We start from the raw sequence: 21,411 nt of genomic DNA on the forward strand, positions 1-21,411 counted from the left end.
GTGCCGCGTACGACGAGGACGTTGAATCTTGTACGACGTTACTCGCGTTCGGGTCCCGCGCCATGGTCCCGATGCACCATTTCGGGCCGTTCCGCTCCCATGTCGTGACGGACGTGGCTAACGTCGTCGCGTTGGACTGCATGCGGCTGCCGTTGCCGGTGCTCGGTAACACAACTGGGGGTATCGATGCGCATCGTGATCCGTCTCCTGACCGTTGTCGTCGCACTCGGTCTCGTCTTGTCCGCTCCGCTGGCCCAGGCAGCGCCGTCGTCCGTCGACGCGGGGCCGGGCTCGCACGCGAAGGGACCCAAGCAGGGCAAGGGGAAGGCCGATCCCGTCGCGCGGGCGCAGCGTCAGCTCGAGCACGAGCTGGCGAAGGTGTCCAAGGCGCTCGACCGGGCCGTGAAGCCGTCGCGCATCGGAGGGCTGTCCGCCTCCACGCAGGCGGCGCTGCGCGAGAACGTCGCCGCCGACAAGGCCGGGCTCGACGCGATCCGCACCGAGGCCGCGTCGGCCGGCGACAGCGCCGTCCTGCGGCAGGCACGCAAGGACGTCAAGACGCTCCGCGCGGTCAACTACGTGCTGGTGGTCAACGTGCTGCGCAAGGCCGAGCGGCTGCTCGCGGAGGCGACACCCGGCTCCGCCGCGGCCGGCCAGCTCACGGCCGTCGTCACCAGGGCGCTCAGCGTCGACGCGTCCACCGACAAGGCGCTGCTCCGCGAGCTGCGTGCGGACCTGAAGGCCGTGAAGAGTCTGCTCGTGCCACCGGCTCACACCCCGTCCCCCGCTCCCTGAGCTCGTCTGCGGCACCGTGACGCGGGCCAGGCGCTAGCCTCGCCGCATGCCCGAGCCCGGCGTCACCGACTACCGGTTCCTGCTCGCGAACGAGCGCACCTTCCTCGCCTACGTCCGCACGGCACTCTCCCTGCAGGTCGCGGGGCTGGGCGTCCTGGAGTTCCTCACCCAGGGCCCGGAGACGCTGAGCCGGGTGCTCGGCGTCGCCCTGATCGCCGTCGGTTCGTACGTCGGTGGCGCCGGCTACCTGCGCTGCAGCCGCGCCGAGCGCGAGATCCGGGCCGGCCGGGACCTGTCCACGACGCACCTGCGGCCGGTGACCGCGGTGGTCGTCGTCACCGTGCCCCTGGTCGTGGGCGTGCTGATCGCGCTCACGTGAGCCCGAGAGGATGAGCTTCATGGACGCGCAGGGAAGCGTGGCCCCGGGTTTCGAGCCGGTGCGCGAGCTGTTCGCCGACCTCGTCACACCGTCGCCGGGCACCGGGTCGGCGTTCGCGGCGTGGCATGAGGGCCGCTGGGTGGTCGACCTCTGGGGCGGGTACGCCGACGCCGCGCGCACCCGTCCGTGGCGCGACGACACCCTGGTGATGCCGTACTCCGTGACCAAGCCGTTCGCCGCCGTCTGCGTCGCGTTGCTGGCCGACCGCGGTCTCGTCGACCTCGATGCGCCGATGGCGGCGTACTGGCCCGCCCTGCCCGGAGGCGCCACGGTGCGCCAGGTGCTCACGCACACCAGCGGCCACGTCGTTCTCGACGAGCCACAACCTGTGGAGGCCTTCTACGACTGGGACCTCATGTGCGCTGCCCTGGAGCGGCAGCAGCCGGCGTGGCCACCGGGCACCGCGCTCGGCGAGAGCGCGCTGTTCTACGGACACCTGCTCGGACAGGTCGTGCGAGCCGTGGACGGGCGCTCGCTGGGTGGCTTCCTCCACGACGAGGTGTGCGCGCCGCTCGGCCTCGACTTCCACGTCGGCGTACCCGAGCCGGATCTCGACCGGGTCGCCGACGTCACCGGCTTCGGCGACGAGTTCGACCGGGGCAAGAGGGAGCGTGGTGGGCTGATGCTGGAAGCCCTGTCGAACCCGCCCGGTGCGCTGGACCCCGACGTGGTGAACGGTGCGGCGTGGCGACGTGCGGAGGTGCCGGCCGTCAACGGGCACGGGACGGCGCGGGCGGTCGCCGGCCTCTTCGCGGCTCTCGGGGAGGGGCGGCTGCTGTCCCCGGCGATGCTGACGGAGGTCACGTCGGTCCAGGCCGACGGGCACGACCGCGTCGTCAACGAGACCTGCCAGTGGGGTCTCGGCGTCGCCATCGAGCCCGCGGACGGTTGGGGGATGGGCGGCGTCGGTGGCAGCTTCGGCTGGTGGAGCCACGCCGGTCAGTACGCCGTCGCGTTCCTGAGCGGCTGCGTCGTCTCCGACCGCGACCGGGGCGGTGAGCTGGAGAACTCGGTGCGCGCGGTGCTCGGAATGTCCCCTGTGTGACCGGCCGCCGGGCCGCGAGCCACCGCGTCCGGAGCAGACCGCCCACATGGGCTATGGCTTCGCGTGGAAGCCGAGACGATTCTCGACAGCAAGGAACCACGGTCGTGATTCCGGCTCCTCGGCCCTGCAAGGGGTCACGGACAGGCACGCACGCCCACGCCGCAGGGGGCTGGCTGGCGCCCACGCGGCGTGGACACGGCGTGCACACCGTCGCCCCGCCGGGTCTCCACGGTCGCGGTCGTCCTCGTCCATCCCCCGGCGGGGGCGACCGCCCGGCCGTCGTACCCGCATGTCGCCCGAGCGCGCCCCCCTAGGATGAGAGCCCTGCCCCTGACCCGCCGAGGGTGACCGTGAGCTTCGACGTGCATCAGATGGACTCCGTGCTCCTCGTGGGCGCAGCCGTCATGCTGGTCGCGATCCTGGCGGTGCGCATCTCGGTGCGGGCGGGTCTGCCGAGCCTCCTGATCTACCTGTTCATGGGGGTGCTGCTCGGCGAGGCGGGTTTCGGCATCCAGTTCGACGACGCCAACGTCGCGCACGCGCTGGGTTTCGCGGCCCTGGTGGTGATCCTGGCCGAGGGCGGTCTGACCACCAGCTGGCGCGAGATCAGACCGGTCATGGGCACCGGGGTGGCCCTGGCCACGCTCGGTGTCGTGGTGAGCGTGGGCGTCATGGCGCTCGGCGGGCACTACCTGCTGGGGCTCGACTGGCAGTTGGCGATCCTGCTGGGCGCGGTCACGTCGCCGACGGACGCGGCGGCGGTGTTCTCCGTGCTCCGGCGGATGCCGCTGCCGAGGCGGCTCACCGGGGCCCTCGAGGCGGAGTCGGGGCTCAACGACGCCCCCACCGTGCTCCTGGTGACGCTGGTCAGCTCCGGGACCGCGCTCGACAACGGTGTCGCCGGGTTCGTGGGCATCGTGGTCTACGAGCTCGCCGCCGGCGTCCTGGGGGGTCTGGCCGTGGGCCTCGCCGGGGCCTGGGTGCTGCGCCGGGTGGCACTGCCGTCGTCCGGCCTGTACCCGCTCGCGGTCCTCGCGTTCACCGTGTTCGCGTACGCCGGGATGACCGCGCTGCACGCCTCGGGCTTCGCCGCGGTCTACACCGCTGCCCTCGTGCTCGGCAACAGCGAGCTGCCGCACCGGGCCGTCACCCGGTCGTTCTCCGAGGGGGTGGCGTGGCTGGCCCAGATCGGGCTGTTCGTGATGCTGGGTCTGCTGCTCTCACCCGGGCGGCTCGCCCCGCACCACCTGGGTCTGGCCGTGCTGGCGGGGCTGCTGCTCACGGTGGTCGCCCGGCCGCTGTCGGTCGTCGCCTGCGCGTTCGCCGACCGGATGAGCTGGAACGAGCGGGCGTTCATCTCGTGGGCGGGGCTGCGCGGCGCCGTACCGATCGTGCTCGCCACCATCCCACTGTCGGCTGCCGTGGACGGCGCCGAGGAGCTGTTCGACATCGTCTTCGTGATGGTGGTGATCTTCACGTTGCTGACCGGACCCACGTTGCCGCTGGTGGCGAAGCTGCTGCGGGTCAGCCCGCAGGGTCAGCTCCGCGACCTCGACGTGGAGGCCGCGCCGCTCGAGCGGATCGCGGCCGACCTGCTGCAGATCACCGTCACCGAGCGCTCGTTGCTGCAGGGCGTCGAGGTGGGTGAGCTCCGGCTGCCGAAGGGTGCCTCGGTGTCGCTGGTGGTGCGCGAGGGGCAGACGGTCGTGCCCGACCTGCGCACCGTGCTCCGCGCCGGCGACGACCTGCTCGTGGTGACCCCGCGTCGGCTGCGGGAGAAGACCGAGGACCGTCTCCAGGCGGTGTCCCAACGAGGCCGGCTGGCGCACTGGCTCGAGTGACCCTCCGCGGCCCGGTCGGTGCACGCTAACCGGCGGCTACGCAGGCTCCCTCGGACTCGCGGACCCGAACGGCGCGGACCGGCGGGCCGACCCGACGCAGACCGTTGCTCACCACCACGTCGACGCCGTCGCCGAGGTCATCCTCGGCGTCGCGGGTGCGGACCTTGACCTTCGGGCCGAAGTTGCGGGCGACCAGGCGGCCCGCCGTCTCCTCGCCTTCGACGATCCACACCTGCACCCGCTTCACGCGCCCTCCGCTCGTGGTGTTGTCGATCTCGCCGGGGCGGAACCCGCGTCGGCTCAGGGTGTCCATCGTCTGGCTGGCCAGGCCGGCTCGGTCACCGGAGTTGAACACGTTGACGAGCACGTCGCGGGTGCGCAGCCGCTGACCGACCTGGAGGTCCTGGGACCCGCACGCCGACGTCGGCTCGGCGGTCGCCTCGTCGTCCTCGCCGGGCAGCGGCGCGAACAGCTCGCGGAAACCGACGAACAGTCCCAGCGCCAGGATGCCGACCAGCACCAGGAGGGTGACCGCGGTGGTCACGTGACGGGAGGTCACCGGAGGTCAGCCTTCCACCGTGTGCACCCGGGCGTGCAGGACCAGGCGTTGCTGGAGTGCGGCACGCAGCGCCCGATGCAGTCCGTCCTCGAGGTAGAGGTCGCCCTTCCACTCCACGACGTGCGCGAACAGGTCGCCGAAGAACGTGGAGTCCTCGTCGAGCAGCGCGGCGAGCTGGAGGGTGTCCTTGGTCGTCACGAGCTCGTCGAGACGCACCTGGCGTGGGGGCAGGGTGGACCACTCCTTGGGGGTCAGCCCGTGCTCGGGGTAGGGCCGCCCGGCTCCCACGCGCTTGAAGATCACGCTGGTCAGCATAGAGAACGGCCGCATGCGGCCCTCGGGGCAGTCGCCAGCCTCCGACGCACGCGGAACGGTCCTCTTGTCTCGCTCGGACCGCGGCGACACGGTGCCCGGCCGTCGGTAGGGTCACCCCATGACGGAGCAGGTGCCGGGGGCCCCGGCGGGCCAGGACCATCCGATCGCGGCGGCGGTGCGGCCCGGTTACCAGTTCGAGGGTCCGGCGCTCGAGCTCGGCGGGCTGATGCTCGACGCGACCACCCTGTCCGACGTACCGATCCGGATCCCGCTGGCCATGCTCAACCGGCACGGGCTCGTCGCCGGGGCGACCGGCACCGGCAAGACCAAGACCCTGCAGCTGCTCGCCGAGCAGCTCTCGGCGCAGGGCGTGCCGGTGTTCGCCGCCGACATCAAGGGCGACCTGTCGGGACTGTCCGCGTCCGGCGAGAGCAGCGACAAGATCACCGAGCGCGCGAAGTCGGTGGGCCAGGAGTGGACCGGGCAGGGGTTCCCGGTCGAGTTCTTCGCGCTCGGTGGACAGGGCACCGGCATCCCGCTGCGCGCCACGATGTCGGCCTTCGGCCCGACCCTGCTCGCCAAGGTGCTCGGCCTCAACGACACCCAGGAGTCGTCGCTCGGGCTGGTCTTCCACTACGCCGACAAGGCCGGCCTGCCGTTGCTCGACCTGGCCGACCTGCGCGCCGTCGTGCAGTTCCTCACCTCCGACGAGGGCAAGGGCGACCTGAAGAACCTCGGCGGGCTGTCCTCGGCCACCGCGGGGGTGATCCTGCGCGAGCTGATCGGGTTCCAGGACCAGGGGGCGGACGCGTTCTTCGGGGAGCCGGAGTTCGAGACCAAGGACCTGCTCCGCACGACCGCCGACGGCAAGGGCCTGATCTCCCTGGTCGAGCTGCCGAACCTGCAGGACCGGCCGGCGGTCTTCTCGACGTTCCTGATGTGGCTGCTGGCCGACCTGTTCCACGACCTTCCCGAGGTCGGCGACCAGGACAAGCCGACGCTGGTGTTCTTCTTCGACGAGGCGCACCTGCTGTTCTCCGACGCGTCCAAGGACTTCCTCGCCGCGATCACCCAGACGGTGCGGCTGATCCGCTCCAAGGGCGTAGGCGTGTTCTTCGTGACCCAGTCGCCGACCGACGTACCCGACGACGTGCTGGCGCAGCTCGGCTCGCGGGTCCAGCACCAGCTGCGTGCGCACACGCCCAACGACGCCAAGGCGCTCAAGCAGACCGTGAACACCTACCCGAACTCCGAGTACGACGACCTCGGCGAGGTGCTCACCTCACTCGGCATCGGCGAGGCCGTGGTCACGGTCATGAACGAGCGCGGCGCGCCGACACCCGTCGCGTGGACGCGGCTGCGTGCACCGGAGTCGCTGATGGCGCCGGCCGACCCGGCCGCGATGACCGCCGCCGTCACGGGGTCGGCGTTGCACGCGAAGTACGCCGAGGCGCTCGACCGCGAGTCGGCCCACGAGCTGCTCGCCCGCCGGCTCGAGGAGGGCGCCGCCAAGGCCGAGGCCGAGAAGGCGGCCGCCGACGCCGCGAAGCGCGGTGACGACCCCGCGAAGATCGACTACCCCGACCGCTCGCGCACGGGTCGCTCGACGTCGAGCCGCGACGACAGCATGGTGAAGGACATCATCAACTCGCCGGTGGCCAAGGACCTGATGCGGACCGCCGCGCGGGAGATCTTCCGCGGGGTTTTCGGCACCGGGCGTCGGTAGCCCCGCGGGTGGATTACCACGGTCCCGTGGTGAACTGCCGCTTCCCCATGTGAGTTCACACCGGGGAGCGGACGTTTACCACGGTCCCGTGGTAATTGGCCGCCCCCACACCCCCTCAGCCAGGAGCGTGCAGCCAGGGATCCTTGAGGTCGAAGTACGACGGCTCGCCGACGGTGAGCTCGTCCATCTCCTTCATCATCTGCGCCATCTCGGGCGGCGGTTCCTTCCGCTCACCCTCGCGGGCCTCCTCCTCGGACCTGAAGTAGATCGCCATCGTCCACTCGCCGCCCTCGTGGCCGGCGCTCACGGTGCCGAGGATGTCCGGGCGGAACGACGCCCAGTCGGTGGGGTCGCTGGCCATCAGCTCCCTCGCCCGAGCCGGGTCGCTGGACTTGCCCTGCATGACCTGCACGAAGCCCGCGGTGGCCGGGTCACCGGGGGTGTCGACGTCCACCTCGGTGCTGTTGCGGAACACCGGCTCGTCGGTGAACAGCTTGGCGGTCTCCTCCCACCACGCGCCCTGCTCCGGGCGGTCGCTGTTCTGCTGGGCGGCGCCCTCCGACTCGAAACGGGCCAGCGCGATGAACCGCCCGTCCTCCGTCACGCCGGCGGTGCTGCCGAGCCAGCCGGACGCCGTGGGGGCCACCTCCGAGGCCCACTTGTCGAGCTGGGCCTTCATCGCCGCTGTGTCGGAGACCTGACCCTGGAACACCTGCACGAACATGCGCACTCCTCCCTGACGGGCTTCGTCCACGGATGACTCGGACGGTACGCCGCAGCAGGCCACCCGGGGAGGCCCCAAAACGGGCACTTGATTGACCGACTCGATGGGCGGGTACGACTTCCTTCAACTCGCGAGTCAATCCCCCGAGGCTCCGAGTCAGGGGAGGGAGCACAAGCCACCCCGACCGCGCCCCCGGCCCCGCCGGGGGCGCGGGTTCCGCCCAAAGCTCGAGACCTATCCCGGCCAGCGCGCCTCCGTGACGCGGCCGCCGCGGACATGGACCGCGAGCCGGAGCACGTCGGTGCCCTTCTCGTAGAGCTCGTAGGCTCCCTCGCTCAGCCCCGGGAACACCAGCGAGGGGACCCTCCTCGAGCCGACCGGACGGTGGACGACGGCCACGTGCGGGTGGTGCACGGACCGATCGGCCGGGGCGACGTACGCCGCCGGCCGGATCTCCACCTCGCGACCCTCGAGCCCTTCCGGCATGGTCACCACGAGCGCCCCCACGTCCCCGCCGATGTCGAGCAGGACCGAGCCGGACCCGGCCCAGGGGTTCTCCGGATGGATCTGGTCGCGTGTACGGGTCGCGGTCATGACACGGCCGAGGTGCCGGGGGTGGTCTGGTAGCCACCGTTGGGGTGCCCGAGGTAGGGGAAGCCGGCGAGAAACGGCTGGTTGGTGTCGGTCGTCCCGTCCGCGATGCCGCTGGCGGCGGCGTCGGGTGTGAACGACGGGTCCACCAACGGGATCGTCAGTCCCGCGATCGCACGCAGCTCGATCGTGGTCACGTCGTCGGCCACCCGGCGGCCGTTGGGAAAGCCGGCTGCGTCGCCGGCCACGAGGCCCAGGTTGTTCGGGGTGGCCGAGGGCGGGATCGCTACGTTGAGCCGCAGCATGTCCGCCGGCACCGGCCCGGTGAAGTTCTGGAAGCCGGGCACCACGCCCGCCGGGATGCCGGTGAGCAGGATCGCGTTCAGGTCCGCGCGCGGCTTCCCGTACCTCGCCAGGTTCGGGAAGACACCCGGGTAGAGCACCGGCAGCAGCGCGGCCAGCTCGGGCTTGTTGACGTACCGCTCGTACCGCTTGTCGCTGGCCGGGGGCCGCGCGTTCCACTCGTCCTTCTCGGCCATCGGCGTGAGGACCTCGTTGAACAGCGGGTTGCCGAGGCGGGAGACCTGTTGCCAGGGGCCGTTGCCGACCGCCTTGCCGGTGCTGCTGTCGAGGATCCGCGCCTTGCGCCGGCTCGCGGTCGCCCAGACGCCGATGACCGCCCGGTCGGACATCGGGTCGGTGGGGCGGCCGTTGCCGCGGGTGACCTCGTTGATGGGCACCTGCAGGGCGATGCTGTGCACGTTGAACGTCTGGGTCGCGTTGACGCCCATGGCGTCGGCCGTGGGGATCAGGTGCAACGACTGGAACGGCCGCAGCGTGCCCAGGTCGAAGATGCTGCCGAGGTCGACGTGGAAGCCCTCGGCGCGCTGGCCGGCGAACACCCTGCGCCCCCCGGCGACCGTGTAGACGGACTGGCCCGCAAGCCGCGGGTAGTTCGGCGTGCTGCGCGGTCCGATGTTGACCGGTGCGCAGCGCAGGTTCTCCGCGATGACCCGCTTCCTGCCGTTCTCCACGCGGGTCACGTCGTAGAACTGCGGACGGTTCCAGTTCGGATCCCTGATGCCGGAGATCGGACCGATGTTGTAGAGGAACGTCTTGTCGTTGCGGATCTTCGTGCGGAACCGGAACTGGTAGCTGATGTCGGCCTCGGCCGTGCCCCGGTTGGAGATGTGGATCTCGTAGAGCACGTCGTCGCCGAACTCGTAGAAGTTCGGCCCACCGTCGGGCTTCTGCAGCGGGATGAAGTTGGCGATCAGGGTGACCGACTTGGGCCGCTCCGGGCTGACGAACGCGTAGACGTCGGTGTTGTCGGCGACCGGGTCCTTCGAGATCTCAGGCGCTTCGCGATGCGAGGACATCGGTCACCGCCCCGCCGCGTTGAGCAGCCGGTGGACGAGGTCGCGGTCGTGGACGACCACCTCGCGCTCACCGACCATCAGGGTCAGCTGGTCGGACTCGCTGTCGCTCACGTAGGCGACCACCGGCTCGGTGGCGCTGTTCCTGCTGCGCGCGGTGCCGCCGGCGTACGCCGCTGCGGGTGCGACGGTGACGGCGACGGCTGCCGCGCCGGCTCCGGTAGTGCCGAGGAACTTGCGACGTGTGGTCTCGTGCATGGGGTCCTCCGTTGGTGAGGTGTTGTGGTGCACGTCACACCGGGGTTCGACGCGTGCGCGCCCCCGGATGGGTGCGCAAAACGCCGGGAACGACCACGCCGGGCCGGCGGCGGCGCTACCGTCCGACGTCATCGGTCCGGCGTACCGGACCACGACCTGCGAGGAGCGCGATGCCGGACACCTGGCTGCCCACCGACTTCGTCCACCCGCGCCGCGTCGAGCTGCCTACCGGCCACCACCTGCGGCCGATCACGGCCGACGACACCGACCTCGACATGGTGGCCGTCATGGGGTCGCGGGAGCGGCTGTGGGAGCGGTACGGCCCCATCTGGGGGTGGCCGCCGGCCGCGATGACCCACGAGCAGGACCGTGAGGACCTGCAGCACCACGCCGACGAGATGGACCGCAACGAGGGCTTCAACTTCGCGCTCTTCGACGCCGACGAGACGCGGCTGCTCGGCTGCGTCTACATCGAGCCGACTGACAAGCCGGGCGCCGACGCCGACATCTCCTGGTGGGTGGTCGACGACCTCGCCGGCACGGAGGTGGAGCGGGCGCTCGACGAGCTCGTCCCCCGGTGGGTCGCGGCTGACTGGCCACTGCAGAACCCCCGGTACGTCGGACGTGACCTCACGTTCGAGGAGTGGCACGCGCTACCCCGCGAGCGGGACCTGCCTGGACCGACGCGGAGCTGAGCAGCGCGCTGACCACCCTGGACGCGGACCCACCACGGCGGGATCCGCGTGGTGACATTCGTCCTACGTGGGCGGGGTGGGGTAGGGCACGGTTCGTCCGGTTCGTACCCGGTCGGGTAGGGTCGCCGGACTGAACGGTCAAGCCCAGGGCCGACAAGGCACCCCCATCAGGAGGCGGCATGCTTGCCGACACCCACGGCCCGATCACCGAGGTCGCCACTAACGGTCAACAGACGGTCGTCACGCTGACCGGCGAGATCGACCTGTCCAACCACGCCGCGCTGCGGGGCGGGCTCAACGACCTGATCACCGGTGGGACCGTGCACCTGGTCCTCGACATGTCCGGGGTCACCTTCATCGACTCGACCGGCCTCGGTGCCCTGATCGGAACGCGCCGTCGCGTGCACGCCTTCCACGGTTCGCTCGCCATCGTGCTCAACGACCCCGCGACGCGCAGGGTCTTCGAGGTCACCGCCCTCGACAAGGTCTTCGACCTGCATCACACGCTCGACTCCGCTCTCCGCACCGCTTCGTAGGGGTGACGACCGGCTGAGCGCTGCTGCGCCGGGTGACCTCGTCGCGGATCCCAGTGTGAGAGCCGCAGGGCGGACTGCTCAGCGAGGGCCCGACAGGGGTGGTACGACGAGGCGGCAGGCGCCGGGCTCGGCGAACGGGACCAGCTCGCTGCCGTCGGGATCCGCGCCGTGCTCCTCCAGCGCACCCCGGACGATCCCGAGGTGGACCCCGCAGACGACCTCGGGGTGGCGGTAGGCGGCCTCCAGGAGCGGGCACCGGGTGAGCCGGTAGACGGCCGGGTCCGCGTCATCGCGGATCGGCCCGAACCCGAGGTCGTCGAGCAGGCCCACCACTCGGTCCCTGGCCTCGCCGGGCGTGGAGCCGGGGACGGCGGCCGCACGGTCGCGCACGAGCTCGTGACCCCACTCGGTGCCGGCACCCGCGGCTTCCTCGCGCGGGTTGCGGCTGTGTCGCGCGATGGCCCCGGCGAGGGCGGCGGCGAGCCCGGCGTACTCGCCGGAACCGGGCCCGGCGGTGGCCGCGTAGAGCCAGGCCGGTCGGCCGCGCCCGGTCGGCTCGGCCTTGGACCGGTGCACCAGCCCCCGGCGGACCAGACCCTCCAGGTGCTCGCGCACGGTGTTCGGATGCAGGCCGGTGGCCGCGACCAGGGCCGCCTGGGTGAGGGCCTCGGGCTGGTCGCGGAGCCGCTCCAGGATCGCCGAGCGGGACGCGGACAGGGGCCGGGCCCCGTGCGCGGGACGCGGGCCGAGGTGCGGGCTCGCCGGTGGATTGTTTTTCACGGAGTTCAGTGTAGTAAAACTGGTCTCAGCGACGCCATGCCTGGCGGCCGACGAAGGGACGAGCACGATGAACCACCTGACCATCGCCTCCACCGAGGCGGACGCCCGGGCGGCGGAGGCCGTCGAGGAGCACCACGCACGCCTGGCCGGCGCGCTGGCCATGAAGGCCGAGGCGCTCGTGGCCGTGGCGCGCGGTGGCCGGTCGAACGACCTGGCCGCGACCCGCGACGACCTGGTCCGTTGGGCGCGCACCGAGCTGGTGCCGCACGCCCGGGCGGAGGAGGACACTCTCTATCGCGTCGCGGCCGAGCGCCCCGAGGGTCGGCTGCTCGTGGAGGCCATGCTGGCCGAGCACGAGGTCATCGTCGGCCTGGTCGACGACCTGAGCCGTGCCGTCGAGGCGGTCTCCGCGGCCTCGACCGCCGCCGCGTTGCGGGTGCTTTTCGAGACCCACCTCGCCAAGGAGAACGACCAGGTCCTGCCGCTCCTGGTCGCCGACCCGGACGTCTCGGTCGCCGACCTCCTCGGCGGCATGCACGAGCTGCTCGGCGGTCCGGAGGCTCCGGCGGACGAGGCCGGGTGCGGGGCCGGCGGCCATGCCTGCGCCTGCGGCGCGGACGACGGGTCGGCGTACCCCGAGCTCGACGCGCGATCGATCCCGCACGCCATCAGGCACGCGACGGTGCTCGGCGCTCTCGACACCGTCCGGGTCGGCCAGGGACTGGTGCTGCTGGCCCCGCACGACCCGCTGCCGCTGCTGGCGCAGATCGATCGCCGGGAACCGGGCGCGTTCGCCGTCGACTACCTGCAGCGCGGTCCGGAGACCTGGCGGCTGCGCCTGGTGCGGACCGGGTCGTGAGGCCCGAGGGGACTTCGGGCGCCGAGCTCTGGTCAGCCGGTCCGGGGAGCGACGGCAGGACGGTCCCGCCGGACGAACGCGGCCGTGACCTCCGCGAGCTCGGCCGGATGCGTGAGGGGCGCGAGGTGGTCACAGCCCTCGAGCGTCACCGAGGTCGAGTCCGGCAGCCACGCCGCCAGCTGTGCCATGTTCTCGGCGAACCACGGCCTCGACCTGGCTCCGTCGACCAGCAACGTCGGCTTGGTCACGCGCGCGGCCTCCGCCTCGCCGAACTGCCAGGCCGCGATGGCAGGGAGCTCGTCGGCGAAGAAGTACGCCGCCTCGTCCTCCGCCTCGGTCAACCCCGCTTCGCCGAGACGGCGTAGGAGGGCCGAGCGGTAGTGCTCGCCCCCGACCCCGCGCAGGAAGATGTCGAAGGCTCTGGACACGTCGCCGTTGCCTGCGGCGGTCATGGCCGGGGCGACGTACGTGCCCGCATTGGCCTCGCGGATCGGACCCGACGGCTTGGCGGTCTCGAACAGGATCAGCCCCTCGACGAGCTCCGGGTGGTCGAGCGCCAGCTGGAGGCCGATACAGCAGCTTGAGGAGTGACCGACCCAATACGCCCCTCCGGTCCCCAGCTCCCCGAGCAGCTCCGCGCACTGCTCGGCGTGGGCGCGCAGGCTGGCGGTCTCGGCAGGCGGCCCGCTGCGGCCGTAACCCGGGCGCACCGGCCGGATGACGCGGAAGCCGTCGAGCGCGGGCTCGTCGAACATCGGCGAGAACCACGCACTGAACACCCCGGCGTGCACCAGGCAGATCGCCGGGCCCTGCCCGCGCTCGTCGTACTCCAGTCGCATCGCCACCACCCTCTTCAATCCATCCGAGTGAGACTGGAATGAATCTATGCGGGGTACGATCCTCGTCATGGCAGGCGAAGTCAAGGGCTCGCGCACGTATATCTCCCCGCTCCGTGCCGAGCAGGCCGACCAGACGCGTCAGCGGATCTTGTCCGCGGCGCGTGAGCTCTTCCTCGAGCGCGGGTACGCCGGCACCAAGGTGCAGGACGTCGCCGCGGCGGCGCGCGTGTCCCCCGACACCGTCTACGTGGCGCTCGGGGGGAAGAAGGGCCTGCTGGAGGGGGTCTGGTCGCTGGCGGTCACCGGGTCGCACGATCCCGAGGGCCGGGAGCAGCGCGAGCGCGTCGAGGCGATCGCGTCCTGCCCGGACCCGCGCGATCGTCTCCGTCTGCTGGTCGAGCTGAGCTGCGAGACCCTGGGCCGGGTCAGCCCCGTGCACGCCGTTCTCCGGGCCGCTGCCGACGGGCATCCGTTCGCCGCCGACCTGCAGGCCCGGATGCTCGGCTCGCGGCTGGACACCCAGGCGCGGAACCTGCGCGCCGTCCTGGGCGACGCCGTCCTGCAACCCGGCCTGACCGTCGAGGATGCGGCCGAGCACTACAGCGCCCTGCTCAGCCCCGAGCTGTTCCACCTGCTCACGGTCGTCCGCGAGTGGACGCTCGATCGCTACCAGCACTGGGTCTGGGAGACCCTCTGCCGGGAGTTCTTCGCAGGACCGGGTCGGCCGCCCAGCCAGACCTGATGGGACCCGTGACGCAGAAAGACCCGGGTCGACGACCCGGGTCTCGCTGCCTGTCTCGCCTGCCGCGAGTCACAAATGGCGGAGGATAGGGGATTCGAACCCCTGAGGGCTGTTAACCCAACCCGCTTTCCAAGCGAGCGCCATAGGCCACTAGGCGAATCCTCCGCCGGAGAGGCTACCGGGCGCCCGCGCGGTTGATGAAATCGGTGGCCGAGGGGCCGTCCCGAGCCGGTTTGGGACGGTCGACGCGGGTCACCTAGACTGCGGGGCAACCCCCCGTGCGGCGGCATCTCGCCCAACTCCCCCAGGGCCGGAAGGCAGCAAGGGTCAGTGAGCTCTGTCGGGTGCGCGGGGGGCCTTTTCGTCCCGGTACGACGGCCGTGCGCCGGTCGCCTACCCGCTGTCAGACGCGGCGGTTAGGGTTCACGACGTGGAAGCACCGCTCGCCCTCTACCGCCGCTACCGGCCGGAGTCCTTCGCCGAGGTGATCGGTCAGGACCACGTCACCGGTCCGCTGCGCGCGGCGCTCACCAACAACCGGGTGCACCACGCCTACCTCTTCTCCGGACCGCGCGGATGCGGCAAGACCACCAGCGCCCGGATCCTGGCCCGATGCCTCAACTGCGAGCAGGGGCCGACCGACACCCCGTGCGGCACCTGCCAGTCGTGCACCGACCTGGCCCGCGGCGGTCCCGGCTCGATCGACGTCATCGAGATCGACGCGGCCAGCCACGGCGGCGTCGACGACGCGCGTGACCTGCGCGAGAAGGCGTTCTTCGCGCCGGTCAACAGCCGCTACAAGATCTACATCATCGACGAGGCCCACATGGTCTCCCCGGCGGGCTTCAACGCGCTGCTCAAGCTCGTCGAGGAGCCACCGGAGCACATCAAGTTCGTGTTCGCGACGACGGAGCCCGAGAAGGTCATCGGCACGATCCGGTCACGCACCCACCACTACCCGTTCCGGCTGATCCCGCCGCGCACGCTGTCGGACTACCTGCAGCAGATCTGCGACCAGGAGGGCGTGCAGGTCGACCCGGCCGCGCTGCCGCTCGTCGTCAGGGCCGGCGGCGGCTCGGCCCGAGACACCATGTCGGTGCTCGACCAGCTCATCGGTGGCGCCGGAGCCGAGGGCGTCACGCACCAGCTCGCCACCGGGCTGCTCGGGTTCACCCCGGAGACCCTGCTCGACGAGGTGGTCGACGCCTTCGCCGCCGACGACGGGGGCACCGTGTTCGGCGTCGTCGACAAGGTCATCGAGACCGGGCAGGACCCCCGCCGGTTCACCGAGGACCTGCTGCGCCGGCTGCGCGACCTGGTGATCATCGCCGCGGTGCCCGACGCCCCGGCCACCGGCCTGATCGACGTGCCCGCCGACCAGGCCGAGCGTCTCGTCGCTCAGGCGGCGCGGTTCGGGCGGGCCGACCTGAGCCGGGCGGCCGACCTGGTCGCGACCGGGCTGACCGAGCTCAAGGGCGCGACCGCGCCGCGACTGCTGCTCGAGCTGATCTGTGCCCGCGTGCTGCTGCCCGGCGCCGACCACACCACCGGTGGGGTGATGGCGCGTCTCGACCGGATCGAGAAGCGGATGGCGATCGAGGGCACCCCGTCCCAGGCACGACAGGCCCCGGCCGCGGCCCCGGCGCCTCCGCAGGCGGCTCCCGTCCCGGCCGCGAAGGAGGCTGCTCCCCTGGCGGCATCGGAGGCCGGCGCTCCGGCGCCGGAGCCGGCCCCCGTCGAGGCCCCGGCGCCGACCGAGCCGCCCAGCGCCACCGCCCCCGCGGCGGAGCCGGTCACGTCGACACCACCTTCACCCGCATCCAGCCCCGAGCCCGCGGCCGAGCCGGTCCCCGCGAGCGGACTCACCCTGGTCGACGTACGCCGACTGTGGCCCGACCTGCTCGAGTCGGTGAAGGTCAAGCGCCGGTTCACGTGGATCCTGCTCAGCCAGAACGCCCAGGTCGCCGCCGTCGACGACAAGACGCTCACCATCGCCCTGGTCAACGCCGGGGCACGACAGTCCTTCTCCAGCGGCGGGAGCGAGGAGATCCTCCGGCAGGCCGCGATCGACGTGATCGGCCACGACTGGCGCATCGAGGCGATCATCGACCCGACCGCGCAGCCCGGCGCCCATGCCGACACCGTGACCCGACCGGCCGTCACCCCGGAGCCCGAGGCCCCGGCCGCACCCTCCGACCAGCCGGCACCGGCACCCACGCCCGAGCGACCGGCCGCCCCCGAGCGCCGTCCGGTCGACCCCGACGCGGTCGCCACCGCCCGCGGCGCGATCCAGGAGACTCGCCCCAAGGGCGGGCCGGGCCGCCAGCAGGAGCGGTCGGTGTCCGACGCCGACGCGCATCCCGACGACCCCGACGCCGACGACGACCTCGGCGGCACCGAGCTCCTGGAGCGGGAGCTGGGTGCGAGCATCATCGAAGAGATCAAGCACGACTGAGCCCCCGAGCGAGAGTGGGACCACCGATGACCAGCAACACCCCCGAGACGCCGGGCGACCCGTTCGGCGGCGGCGGCTTCGACATGAACGCTCTGCTGCAGCAGGCGCAGCAGATGCAGCAGCAGGTGATGGACGCCCAGGCCCAGCTGGCCGAGGCCACCGTCGACGGCACCGTGGCCGACGGACTGGTCACGGTCACCGTGAGCGGCACGGGCGACCTCGTCGGTGTGAAGATCCGCCGCGGGTCGTTCGACCCAGACGACACCGAGGACCTCGAGGACCTGATCGTGGCCGCCTACCGCGACGCGCGGGCCAAGTCCGACGAGCTGGCGTCCGAGAAGCTCGGGCCGCTGGCCGGCGGGCTGGGTGGCGGCGAGGGCGGTCCCGGGGCCGCCCTGGGCTTCTAGGGACGCGACCACCCACCCCCATGTATGAAGGCATCGTCCAGGACCTGATCGACGAGCTCGGTCGGCTCCCTGGTGTCGGCCCCAAGAGCGCCCAGCGGATCGCGTTCCACATCCTGTCCACCGACCCGGTCGACGTACGTCGGCTCGCCCAGGTGCTCGTCGAGGTCAAGGAGCGGGTGAAGTTCTGCTCGGTGTGCGGCAACGTCGCCGAGGAGGACACCTGCAGGATCTGCCGCGACCCGCGCCGCGACCCGGCGGTGATCTGCGTGGTCGAGGAGTCCAAGGACGTCGTCGCCGTCGAGCGGACCCGGGAGTTCCGCGGTCGTTACCACGTGCTCGGCGGTGCCATCTCGCCGATCGAGGGCATCGGGCCCGACGAGCTCCGCATCCGCGAGCTGATGACCCGACTCGCCGACGGGGTGGTCACGGAGGTCATCTTGGCCACCGATCCGAACCTCGAGGGCGAGGCCACCGCGACGTACCTCACGCGGCTGCTGAAGCCGATGGGGTTGCGCGTGACGCGACTTGCGAGTGGACTGCCGGTAGGAGGGGACCTCGAGTACGCCGACGAGGTCACTCTCGGACGGGCTTTCGAAGGGAGACGTGCCGTCGATGACTGAGCAGACACCCGAGCGCGCGAGTGCCGGACCGGACCCGGCCGACGTGAGCGGCGAGCTCGAGGAGTTCGGCCAGCAGATCGCCGACCAGGTCGAGAGCTTCCTGCTGGCCCTGCGCGCCATCGCACGCGGGGACTGCTCCGGAGGGGAGGCCATCTCGCTGCTGCTGCTCGAGGTGAGCCAGGTTCTCCTCGCGGGCGGACGTCTGGGCGTACACACCGACTTCACGCCCGCCGACGAGTACGAACCCGACGTCGGTCCCGACCCGGATCTCGACGCCATGCGGTTGCGCCTCGCCGTGCTCCTCGAGGGCGTCGATGCGTTCACGGTGGTCTTCGACCCGTACGTCGACCCGCCCGAGCTCGTCTCCTCCCTGCTGTCGGACGACCTCACCAGCATCGCCGCGTCGCTGGCGCACGGTCTGAAGCACCACCGGGCCGGCCGGTTCAGCGAGGCGCTGTGGTGGTGGCAGTTCTCCTACATGTCCTCCTGGGGCAACGACGCGAGCGCGGTCCTGCGCGCCCTGCAGTCGGTGATCACCCACGACCGCTTCGACGTCGACTTCGACGGGGAGGCCGAGCAGGTCGAGGCCGCCGACGAGATGCTGGAGTCCGCCGAGCTCTGACGGCTCCGCCCGGTTGTCCGCGATCCGTCGCTCACCGAGGGCGGAGAGTGGCCGCTCGATAGACTCGTGCCCGTCATTTTCGAGACCGAGTCGGACGAGGAATCTCCCTTGGGCATTGTCGTGCAGAAGTACGGCGGCTCCTCCGTGGCCGATGCCGTGGGCATCAAGCGGGTGGCGCAGCGGATCGTCGACGCCAAACGGGCGGGCAACGACGTCGTCGTTGTGGTCTCCGCGATGGGCGACACGACGGACGAGCTGATCGACCTCGCCGAGCAGGTCTCCCCGCTGCCGGCCGGACGCGAGCTCGACATGCTGCTCACCGCCGGCGAACGGATCTCGATGGCGTTGCTCGCGATGGCGATCGGGAACCTGGGCCAGATGGCGCAGTCGTTCACCGGCAGCCAGGCCGGGGTGATCACCGACAGCTCGCACGGCAAGGCCAAGATCATCGACGTCACGCCCGGTCGGATCCACCGGGCGCTCGACGAGGGAGCCGTCGCCATCGTGGCCGGCTTCCAGGGCGTCAGCCAGGACACCAAGGACATCACCACGCTGGGCCGCGGCGGCTCGGACACCACGGCCGTCGCCCTGGCGGCGGCGATGGGCGCCGACGTGTGCGAGATCTACAGTGACGTCGACGGCGTCTTCACCGCCGACCCCCGGATCGTCCCGACCGCGCACAAGCGCGACCGCATCTCCTACGAGGAGATGCTCGAGATGGCGGCGTGCGGCGCGAAGATCCTGCACCTGCGGTGCGTGGAGTACGCCCGCCGCTACGGAATGCCCATCCACGTCCGCTCCTCCTTCAGCCAGCGGACCGGCACCTGGATCACCGAAGAACACGAGGTGGACGACATGGAACAGGCGATCATCGCCGGCGTCGCGCACGACCGGAGCGAGGCCAAGATCACCGTGGTCGGGGTGCCCGACAAGGTGGGTGAGGCGGCCCGCATCTTCGAGGCCCTGGCCGATGCCCAGATCAACCTCGACATGGTGGTGCAGAACGTCTCCGCCGCGTCCACCAACCTCACCGACATCTCCTTCACGCTGCCCCGCGACGACGGTCAGACGGCGATGTCCGCGCTGGCAAGGATCCAGGCCGAGGTCGGCTACGACTCGCTGCTGTACGACGACCAGATCGGCAAGGTCTCGCTGATCGGCGCGGGTATGCGGTCGCACCCGGGGGTCACGGCGAAGTTCTTCGCCGGGCTCGCCGCGGCAGGCGTCAACATCGAGATGATCTCCACCTCCGAGATCCGCATCTCCGTGATCGTCGACGAGGCCCAGGTGGACGCGGCCGTCAGCGCGACACACACCGCCTTCGACCTCGACTCCGAGGACGTCGAGGCCGTCGTCTACGGCGGCACCGGCAGATGAGCTCCTTCGGCCCCGGCGGCGAGGGGATCCGCATCGGCATCGTCGGCGCCACCGGACAGGTCGGAGCCGTCATGCGGCGGATCCTGGTCGAGCGGCAGTTCCCGATCTCCGAGATCCGGCTGTTCGCCTCGGCGCGGTCGGCCGGCTCGACCCTCGAGTTCGGCGGCCGCGACGTCGTCGTCGAGGACGCCGCCTCGGCGGACCCCACCGGCCTCGACATCGCGTTGTTCTCCGCCGGCGCGTCCACGTCTCGTGCGCTCGCTCCGACGTACGCCGAGGCGGGCGCGGTCGTGGTCGACAACTCCTCGGCCTGGCGGATGGACCCCGACGTGCCGTTGGTCGTGTCCGAGGTCAATCCCGACGCGATTTCCCTTGCACGCAAGGGGATCATCGCCAACCCGAACTGCACGACGATGGCTGCAATGCCCGTGCTCAAGCCGCTGCACGACGAGGCCGGCCTGGTCCGGATCGTGGCGAGCACCTACCAGGCGGTGTCCGGCAGTGGCGTCGCTGGTGTGGACGAGCTCGCCGGCCAGATCGCTGCCGTCGGCGACCGCGGCCCGGAGCTCGCGCACGATGGCTCGGCGGTGCAGCTGCCCGGTCCGACGAAGTACGTGCGACCGATCGCGTTCAACGTGCTGCCGATGGCGGGGTCGGTGGTCGACGACGGCACCGACGAGACCGACGAGGAGCAGAAGCTCCGCAACGAGAGCCGCAAGATCCTCGACATCCCCGAGCTGCGCGTCTCGGGCACCTGCGTCCGGGTGCCGGTGTTCACCGGGCACTCGCTCTCGCTCAACGTCGAGTTCGCGCGGCCGCTCCCGGCGAAACGGGCGGCCGAGCTGCTGAGCGGTGCCCCCGGCGTCGTACTCACCGACGTCCCCACCCCGCTCGAGGCCGCCGGGCAGGACCCGAGCTACGTCGGCCGGATCCGGCAGGACCCGGGCGTCGAGCACGAGCGCGGCCTCGCGCTGTTCGTCAGCAACGACAACCTGCGCAAGGGTGCCGCGCTGAACACCGTGCAGATCGCCGAGCTGGTCGCCGCCGGGCTCTGACCCCACCGATGTCGGTATGTCCACCGTGACCTTGGGGTCACCCTCCGGATACCGATATCGGAGGGTCAGCGGACGTCGACGCCCGGGCCGTCGTCGAGCTGTTCCACGAGCCGGCTGGAGACCCACCAGGCGAGCAGGTACGCCGCGGCTGCCACCAGGGGCACGACCACGAACATCCAGGCGCTGAACAGCTTCTCGAGCAGCGCGACCACCACCACTACGGCGGTCAACCCGACCCCGAGGAAGCTGGTGCTGCGCGGGTCGGGGACGCGCAGCCAGGCGAGCAACCCGCCACCGGCGATCACCATCACGACCAGGATCGCGAGCAGCAGCAGCCCGCCGGGTCCGTCGCCGCACGAGTCGGTACCGCGGACCAGCTCGCAGCCCTGGAGCCCGCCGTAGGTCAGCACTGCCCCCAGCAGTCCCACGACGAGTCCGGTGAGCGGAGCCGCGACGCTCGGCGGGAGCAGCGGACCGGCCCGCTTCGCCCGGGGCGCACGTCGTACCGGCTCGGCGCGCCGGCCCGGCGACGGAGCCGTGACCGTGGGAGTCACCGGCTCCTCCGCGCGGGTGGCCCCCACGGTCCCGCGACGTCGACGACGGAAGAGCGACGGCAGCTCGAGGGTGGGCTCCGGCTCGTCATCGGGGGTCTGGTCGCCCATGCGGCGCAGTCTGCCAGAGGGCAGATGACGAGAAGATGACGACCCGTTTCATTGCGGTTCGGGGGCTTTTGCCCGGATTTCCTGCGTCACGGC

General features: G+C 71.4%; 24 protein-coding genes, 1 tRNA gene and 1 other RNA gene. 16 read left to right on the forward strand and 10 right to left on the reverse strand.

Translation table 11 applies throughout. From position 1 onward, the window contains the following. Positions 1-186: 186 nt before the first annotated feature. The 4 genes from VFH10_RS08675 (at position 187) to VFH10_RS08690 (ending at position 4,120) form a co-directional block, all read left to right on the forward strand. Positions 187-795, forward strand: a complete 609-nt coding sequence (locus tag VFH10_RS08675) for a hypothetical protein (RefSeq protein WP_325127719.1) — start codon at positions 187-189, stop codon at positions 793-795. Between the two features lie 46 nt (positions 796-841). After that, positions 842-1,174, forward strand: a complete 333-nt coding sequence (locus VFH10_RS08680; RefSeq protein ID WP_325127720.1) for a YidH family protein — start codon at positions 842-844, stop codon at positions 1,172-1,174. A 19-nt stretch (positions 1,175-1,193) separates the two neighbouring features. Next, on the forward strand, positions 1,194-2,279 hold the full coding sequence (locus VFH10_RS08685; protein WP_325127721.1) for a serine hydrolase domain-containing protein: 1,086 nt from the start codon (positions 1,194-1,196) through the stop codon (positions 2,277-2,279). Positions 2,280-2,650: 371 nt separating this feature from the next. Continuing rightward, complete coding sequence (locus VFH10_RS08690) at positions 2,651-4,120, forward strand: potassium/proton antiporter (protein WP_325127745.1); 1,470 nt, start codon at positions 2,651-2,653, stop codon at positions 4,118-4,120. 25 nt (positions 4,121-4,145) lie between these two features. Here the strand turns inward: VFH10_RS08690 and VFH10_RS08695 are convergent, their stop codons facing one another. Next, on the reverse strand, positions 4,146-4,679 hold the full coding sequence (locus VFH10_RS08695) for a LytR C-terminal domain-containing protein (RefSeq protein WP_325127722.1): 534 nt from the start codon (positions 4,677-4,679) through the stop codon (positions 4,146-4,148). Positions 4,680-4,685: 6 nt separating this feature from the next. After that, a complete protein-coding gene (locus VFH10_RS08700; RefSeq protein WP_325127723.1) occupies positions 4,686-4,982 on the reverse strand; it encodes a type II toxin-antitoxin system VapB family antitoxin in 297 nt (98 codons plus the stop codon). A gap of 130 nt (positions 4,983-5,112) precedes the next feature. Between VFH10_RS08700 and VFH10_RS08705 the strand changes: the two genes are divergently transcribed. Next, a complete protein-coding gene (locus VFH10_RS08705; protein ID WP_325127724.1) occupies positions 5,113-6,720 on the forward strand; it encodes a helicase HerA-like domain-containing protein in 1,608 nt (535 codons plus the stop codon). A 115-nt stretch (positions 6,721-6,835) separates the two neighbouring features. Here the strand turns inward: VFH10_RS08705 and VFH10_RS08710 are convergent, their stop codons facing one another. The 4 genes from VFH10_RS08710 to VFH10_RS08725 form a co-directional block, all read right to left on the reverse strand. Then, positions 6,836-7,444, reverse strand: a complete 609-nt coding sequence (locus VFH10_RS08710; RefSeq protein WP_325127725.1) for a hypothetical protein — start codon at positions 7,442-7,444, stop codon at positions 6,836-6,838. 234 nt (positions 7,445-7,678) lie between these two features. Then, positions 7,679-8,038, reverse strand: a complete 360-nt coding sequence (locus tag VFH10_RS08715; RefSeq protein WP_325127726.1) for a hypothetical protein — start codon at positions 8,036-8,038, stop codon at positions 7,679-7,681. Continuing rightward, the gene (locus tag VFH10_RS08720; protein WP_325127727.1) at positions 8,035-9,414 is read right to left on the reverse strand and encodes a DUF4331 domain-containing protein; all 1,380 of its coding nucleotides are present in this window, start codon (positions 9,412-9,414) and stop codon (positions 8,035-8,037) included. Before VFH10_RS08720 ends, VFH10_RS08715 begins: the two co-directional genes overlap by 4 nt. A gap of 3 nt (positions 9,415-9,417) precedes the next feature. Further along, positions 9,418-9,669: a hypothetical protein gene (locus VFH10_RS08725; protein WP_325127728.1), complete on the reverse strand. Its 252-nt coding sequence runs from the start codon at positions 9,667-9,669 to the stop codon at positions 9,418-9,420. 170 nt (positions 9,670-9,839) lie between these two features. Between VFH10_RS08725 and VFH10_RS08730 the strand changes: the two genes are divergently transcribed. Together VFH10_RS08730 and VFH10_RS08735 are read left to right on the forward strand one after the other, a co-directional pair. After that, positions 9,840-10,364, forward strand: coding sequence for a GNAT family N-acetyltransferase (locus VFH10_RS08730; RefSeq protein WP_325127729.1), 525 nt, complete (start codon positions 9,840-9,842; stop codon positions 10,362-10,364). Between the two features lie 179 nt (positions 10,365-10,543). Continuing rightward, positions 10,544-10,900: an STAS domain-containing protein gene (locus tag VFH10_RS08735; protein WP_325127730.1), complete on the forward strand. Its 357-nt coding sequence runs from the start codon at positions 10,544-10,546 to the stop codon at positions 10,898-10,900. 78 nt (positions 10,901-10,978) lie between these two features. On the opposite strand, the gene VFH10_RS08740 is transcribed toward VFH10_RS08735, so the two are convergent. Next, positions 10,979-11,680, reverse strand: coding sequence for a helix-turn-helix transcriptional regulator (locus VFH10_RS08740; protein WP_325127731.1), 702 nt, complete (start codon positions 11,678-11,680; stop codon positions 10,979-10,981). 67 nt (positions 11,681-11,747) lie between these two features. Between VFH10_RS08740 and VFH10_RS08745 the strand changes: the two genes are divergently transcribed. Beyond that, the gene (locus VFH10_RS08745) at positions 11,748-12,539 is read left to right on the forward strand and encodes a DUF2249 domain-containing protein (protein ID WP_325127732.1); all 792 of its coding nucleotides are present in this window, start codon (positions 11,748-11,750) and stop codon (positions 12,537-12,539) included. Between the two features lie 32 nt (positions 12,540-12,571). Here the strand turns inward: VFH10_RS08745 and VFH10_RS08750 are convergent, their stop codons facing one another. After that, positions 12,572-13,378, reverse strand: a complete 807-nt coding sequence (locus VFH10_RS08750; RefSeq protein ID WP_325127733.1) for an alpha/beta hydrolase — start codon at positions 13,376-13,378, stop codon at positions 12,572-12,574. Between the two features lie 67 nt (positions 13,379-13,445). Between VFH10_RS08750 and VFH10_RS08755 the strand changes: the two genes are divergently transcribed. Beyond that, a complete protein-coding gene (locus VFH10_RS08755) occupies positions 13,446-14,120 on the forward strand; it encodes a TetR/AcrR family transcriptional regulator (protein ID WP_325127734.1) in 675 nt (224 codons plus the stop codon). A gap of 76 nt (positions 14,121-14,196) precedes the next feature. Here the strand turns inward: VFH10_RS08755 and VFH10_RS08760 are convergent. Continuing rightward, positions 14,197-14,285 (reverse strand) — tRNA-Ser (locus VFH10_RS08760). Between the two features lie 105 nt (positions 14,286-14,390). Here VFH10_RS08760 and ffs point away from each other — a divergent pair. The 7 genes from ffs (at position 14,391) to VFH10_RS08795 (ending at position 20,656) form a co-directional block, all read left to right on the forward strand. Next, positions 14,391-14,481: signal recognition particle sRNA small type (ffs, locus tag VFH10_RS08765), an RNA gene on the forward strand. Positions 14,482-14,550: 69 nt separating this feature from the next. Continuing rightward, positions 14,551-16,575, forward strand: a complete 2,025-nt coding sequence (locus VFH10_RS08770) for a DNA polymerase III subunit gamma and tau (protein WP_325127735.1) — start codon at positions 14,551-14,553, stop codon at positions 16,573-16,575. 26 nt (positions 16,576-16,601) lie between these two features. After that, positions 16,602-16,982, forward strand: coding sequence for a YbaB/EbfC family nucleoid-associated protein (locus tag VFH10_RS08775; RefSeq protein WP_325127736.1), 381 nt, complete (start codon positions 16,602-16,604; stop codon positions 16,980-16,982). Positions 16,983-17,002: 20 nt separating this feature from the next. Further along, positions 17,003-17,602 (forward strand): recombination mediator RecR, encoded by a 600-nt coding sequence (gene recR, locus VFH10_RS08780; protein ID WP_325127737.1) that lies wholly within the window; start codon positions 17,003-17,005, stop codon positions 17,600-17,602. After that, entirely contained in the window at positions 17,595-18,224 is a 630-nt protein-coding gene (locus VFH10_RS08785) for a DUF5063 domain-containing protein (protein WP_325127738.1), read from the forward strand. The genes recR and VFH10_RS08785 overlap by 8 nt, the downstream gene beginning before the upstream one ends. Before the next feature lie 108 nt (positions 18,225-18,332). Further along, on the forward strand, positions 18,333-19,601 hold the full coding sequence (locus tag VFH10_RS08790) for an aspartate kinase (protein ID WP_325127739.1): 1,269 nt from the start codon (positions 18,333-18,335) through the stop codon (positions 19,599-19,601). Beyond that, positions 19,598-20,656, forward strand: a complete 1,059-nt coding sequence (locus tag VFH10_RS08795) for an aspartate-semialdehyde dehydrogenase (protein WP_325127740.1) — start codon at positions 19,598-19,600, stop codon at positions 20,654-20,656. Before VFH10_RS08790 ends, VFH10_RS08795 begins: the two co-directional genes overlap by 4 nt. Before the next feature lie 65 nt (positions 20,657-20,721). Here the strand turns inward: VFH10_RS08795 and VFH10_RS08800 are convergent, their stop codons facing one another. Beyond that, positions 20,722-21,318, reverse strand: coding sequence for a hypothetical protein (locus VFH10_RS08800; protein WP_325127741.1), 597 nt, complete (start codon positions 21,316-21,318; stop codon positions 20,722-20,724). Positions 21,319-21,411 lie beyond the last annotated feature (93 nt).

It is taken from the genome of Nocardioides sp. (genome assembly GCF_035697785.1).
Lineage (GTDB): Bacteria > Actinomycetota > Actinomycetes > Propionibacteriales > Nocardioidaceae > Nocardioides_B.

Coding starts and splice junctions, on each gene's coding strand:
- VFH10_RS08675 (WP_325127719.1), top strand. CDS start 187: ATGCGCATCGTGATCCGTCTCCTGACCGTTGTCGTCGCACTCGGTCTC.
- VFH10_RS08680 (WP_325127720.1), top strand. CDS start 842: ATGCCCGAGCCCGGCGTCACCGACTACCGGTTCCTGCTCGCGAACGAG.
- VFH10_RS08685 (WP_325127721.1), top strand. CDS start 1,194: ATGGACGCGCAGGGAAGCGTGGCCCCGGGTTTCGAGCCGGTGCGCGAG.
- VFH10_RS08690 (WP_325127745.1), top strand. CDS start 2,651: ATGGACTCCGTGCTCCTCGTGGGCGCAGCCGTCATGCTGGTCGCGATC.
- VFH10_RS08705 (WP_325127724.1), top strand. CDS start 5,113: ATGACGGAGCAGGTGCCGGGGGCCCCGGCGGGCCAGGACCATCCGATC.
- VFH10_RS08710 (WP_325127725.1), bottom strand. CDS start 7,444: ATGTTCGTGCAGGTGTTCCAGGGTCAGGTCTCCGACACAGCGGCGATG.
- VFH10_RS08715 (WP_325127726.1), bottom strand. CDS start 8,038: ATGACCGCGACCCGTACACGCGACCAGATCCATCCGGAGAACCCCTGG.
- VFH10_RS08720 (WP_325127727.1), bottom strand. CDS start 9,414: ATGTCCTCGCATCGCGAAGCGCCTGAGATCTCGAAGGACCCGGTCGCC.
- VFH10_RS08725 (WP_325127728.1), bottom strand. CDS start 9,669: ATGCACGAGACCACACGTCGCAAGTTCCTCGGCACTACCGGAGCCGGC.
- VFH10_RS08730 (WP_325127729.1), top strand. CDS start 9,840: ATGCCGGACACCTGGCTGCCCACCGACTTCGTCCACCCGCGCCGCGTC.
- VFH10_RS08735 (WP_325127730.1), top strand. CDS start 10,544: ATGCTTGCCGACACCCACGGCCCGATCACCGAGGTCGCCACTAACGGT.
- VFH10_RS08745 (WP_325127732.1), top strand. CDS start 11,748: ATGAACCACCTGACCATCGCCTCCACCGAGGCGGACGCCCGGGCGGCG.
- VFH10_RS08750 (WP_325127733.1), bottom strand. CDS start 13,378: ATGCGACTGGAGTACGACGAGCGCGGGCAGGGCCCGGCGATCTGCCTG.
- VFH10_RS08755 (WP_325127734.1), top strand. CDS start 13,446: ATGGCAGGCGAAGTCAAGGGCTCGCGCACGTATATCTCCCCGCTCCGT.
- VFH10_RS08775 (WP_325127736.1), top strand. CDS start 16,602: ATGACCAGCAACACCCCCGAGACGCCGGGCGACCCGTTCGGCGGCGGC.
- recR (WP_325127737.1), top strand. CDS start 17,003: ATGTATGAAGGCATCGTCCAGGACCTGATCGACGAGCTCGGTCGGCTC.
- VFH10_RS08785 (WP_325127738.1), top strand. CDS start 17,595: ATGACTGAGCAGACACCCGAGCGCGCGAGTGCCGGACCGGACCCGGCC.
- VFH10_RS08795 (WP_325127740.1), top strand. CDS start 19,598: ATGAGCTCCTTCGGCCCCGGCGGCGAGGGGATCCGCATCGGCATCGTC.
- VFH10_RS08800 (WP_325127741.1), bottom strand. CDS start 21,318: ATGGGCGACCAGACCCCCGATGACGAGCCGGAGCCCACCCTCGAGCTG.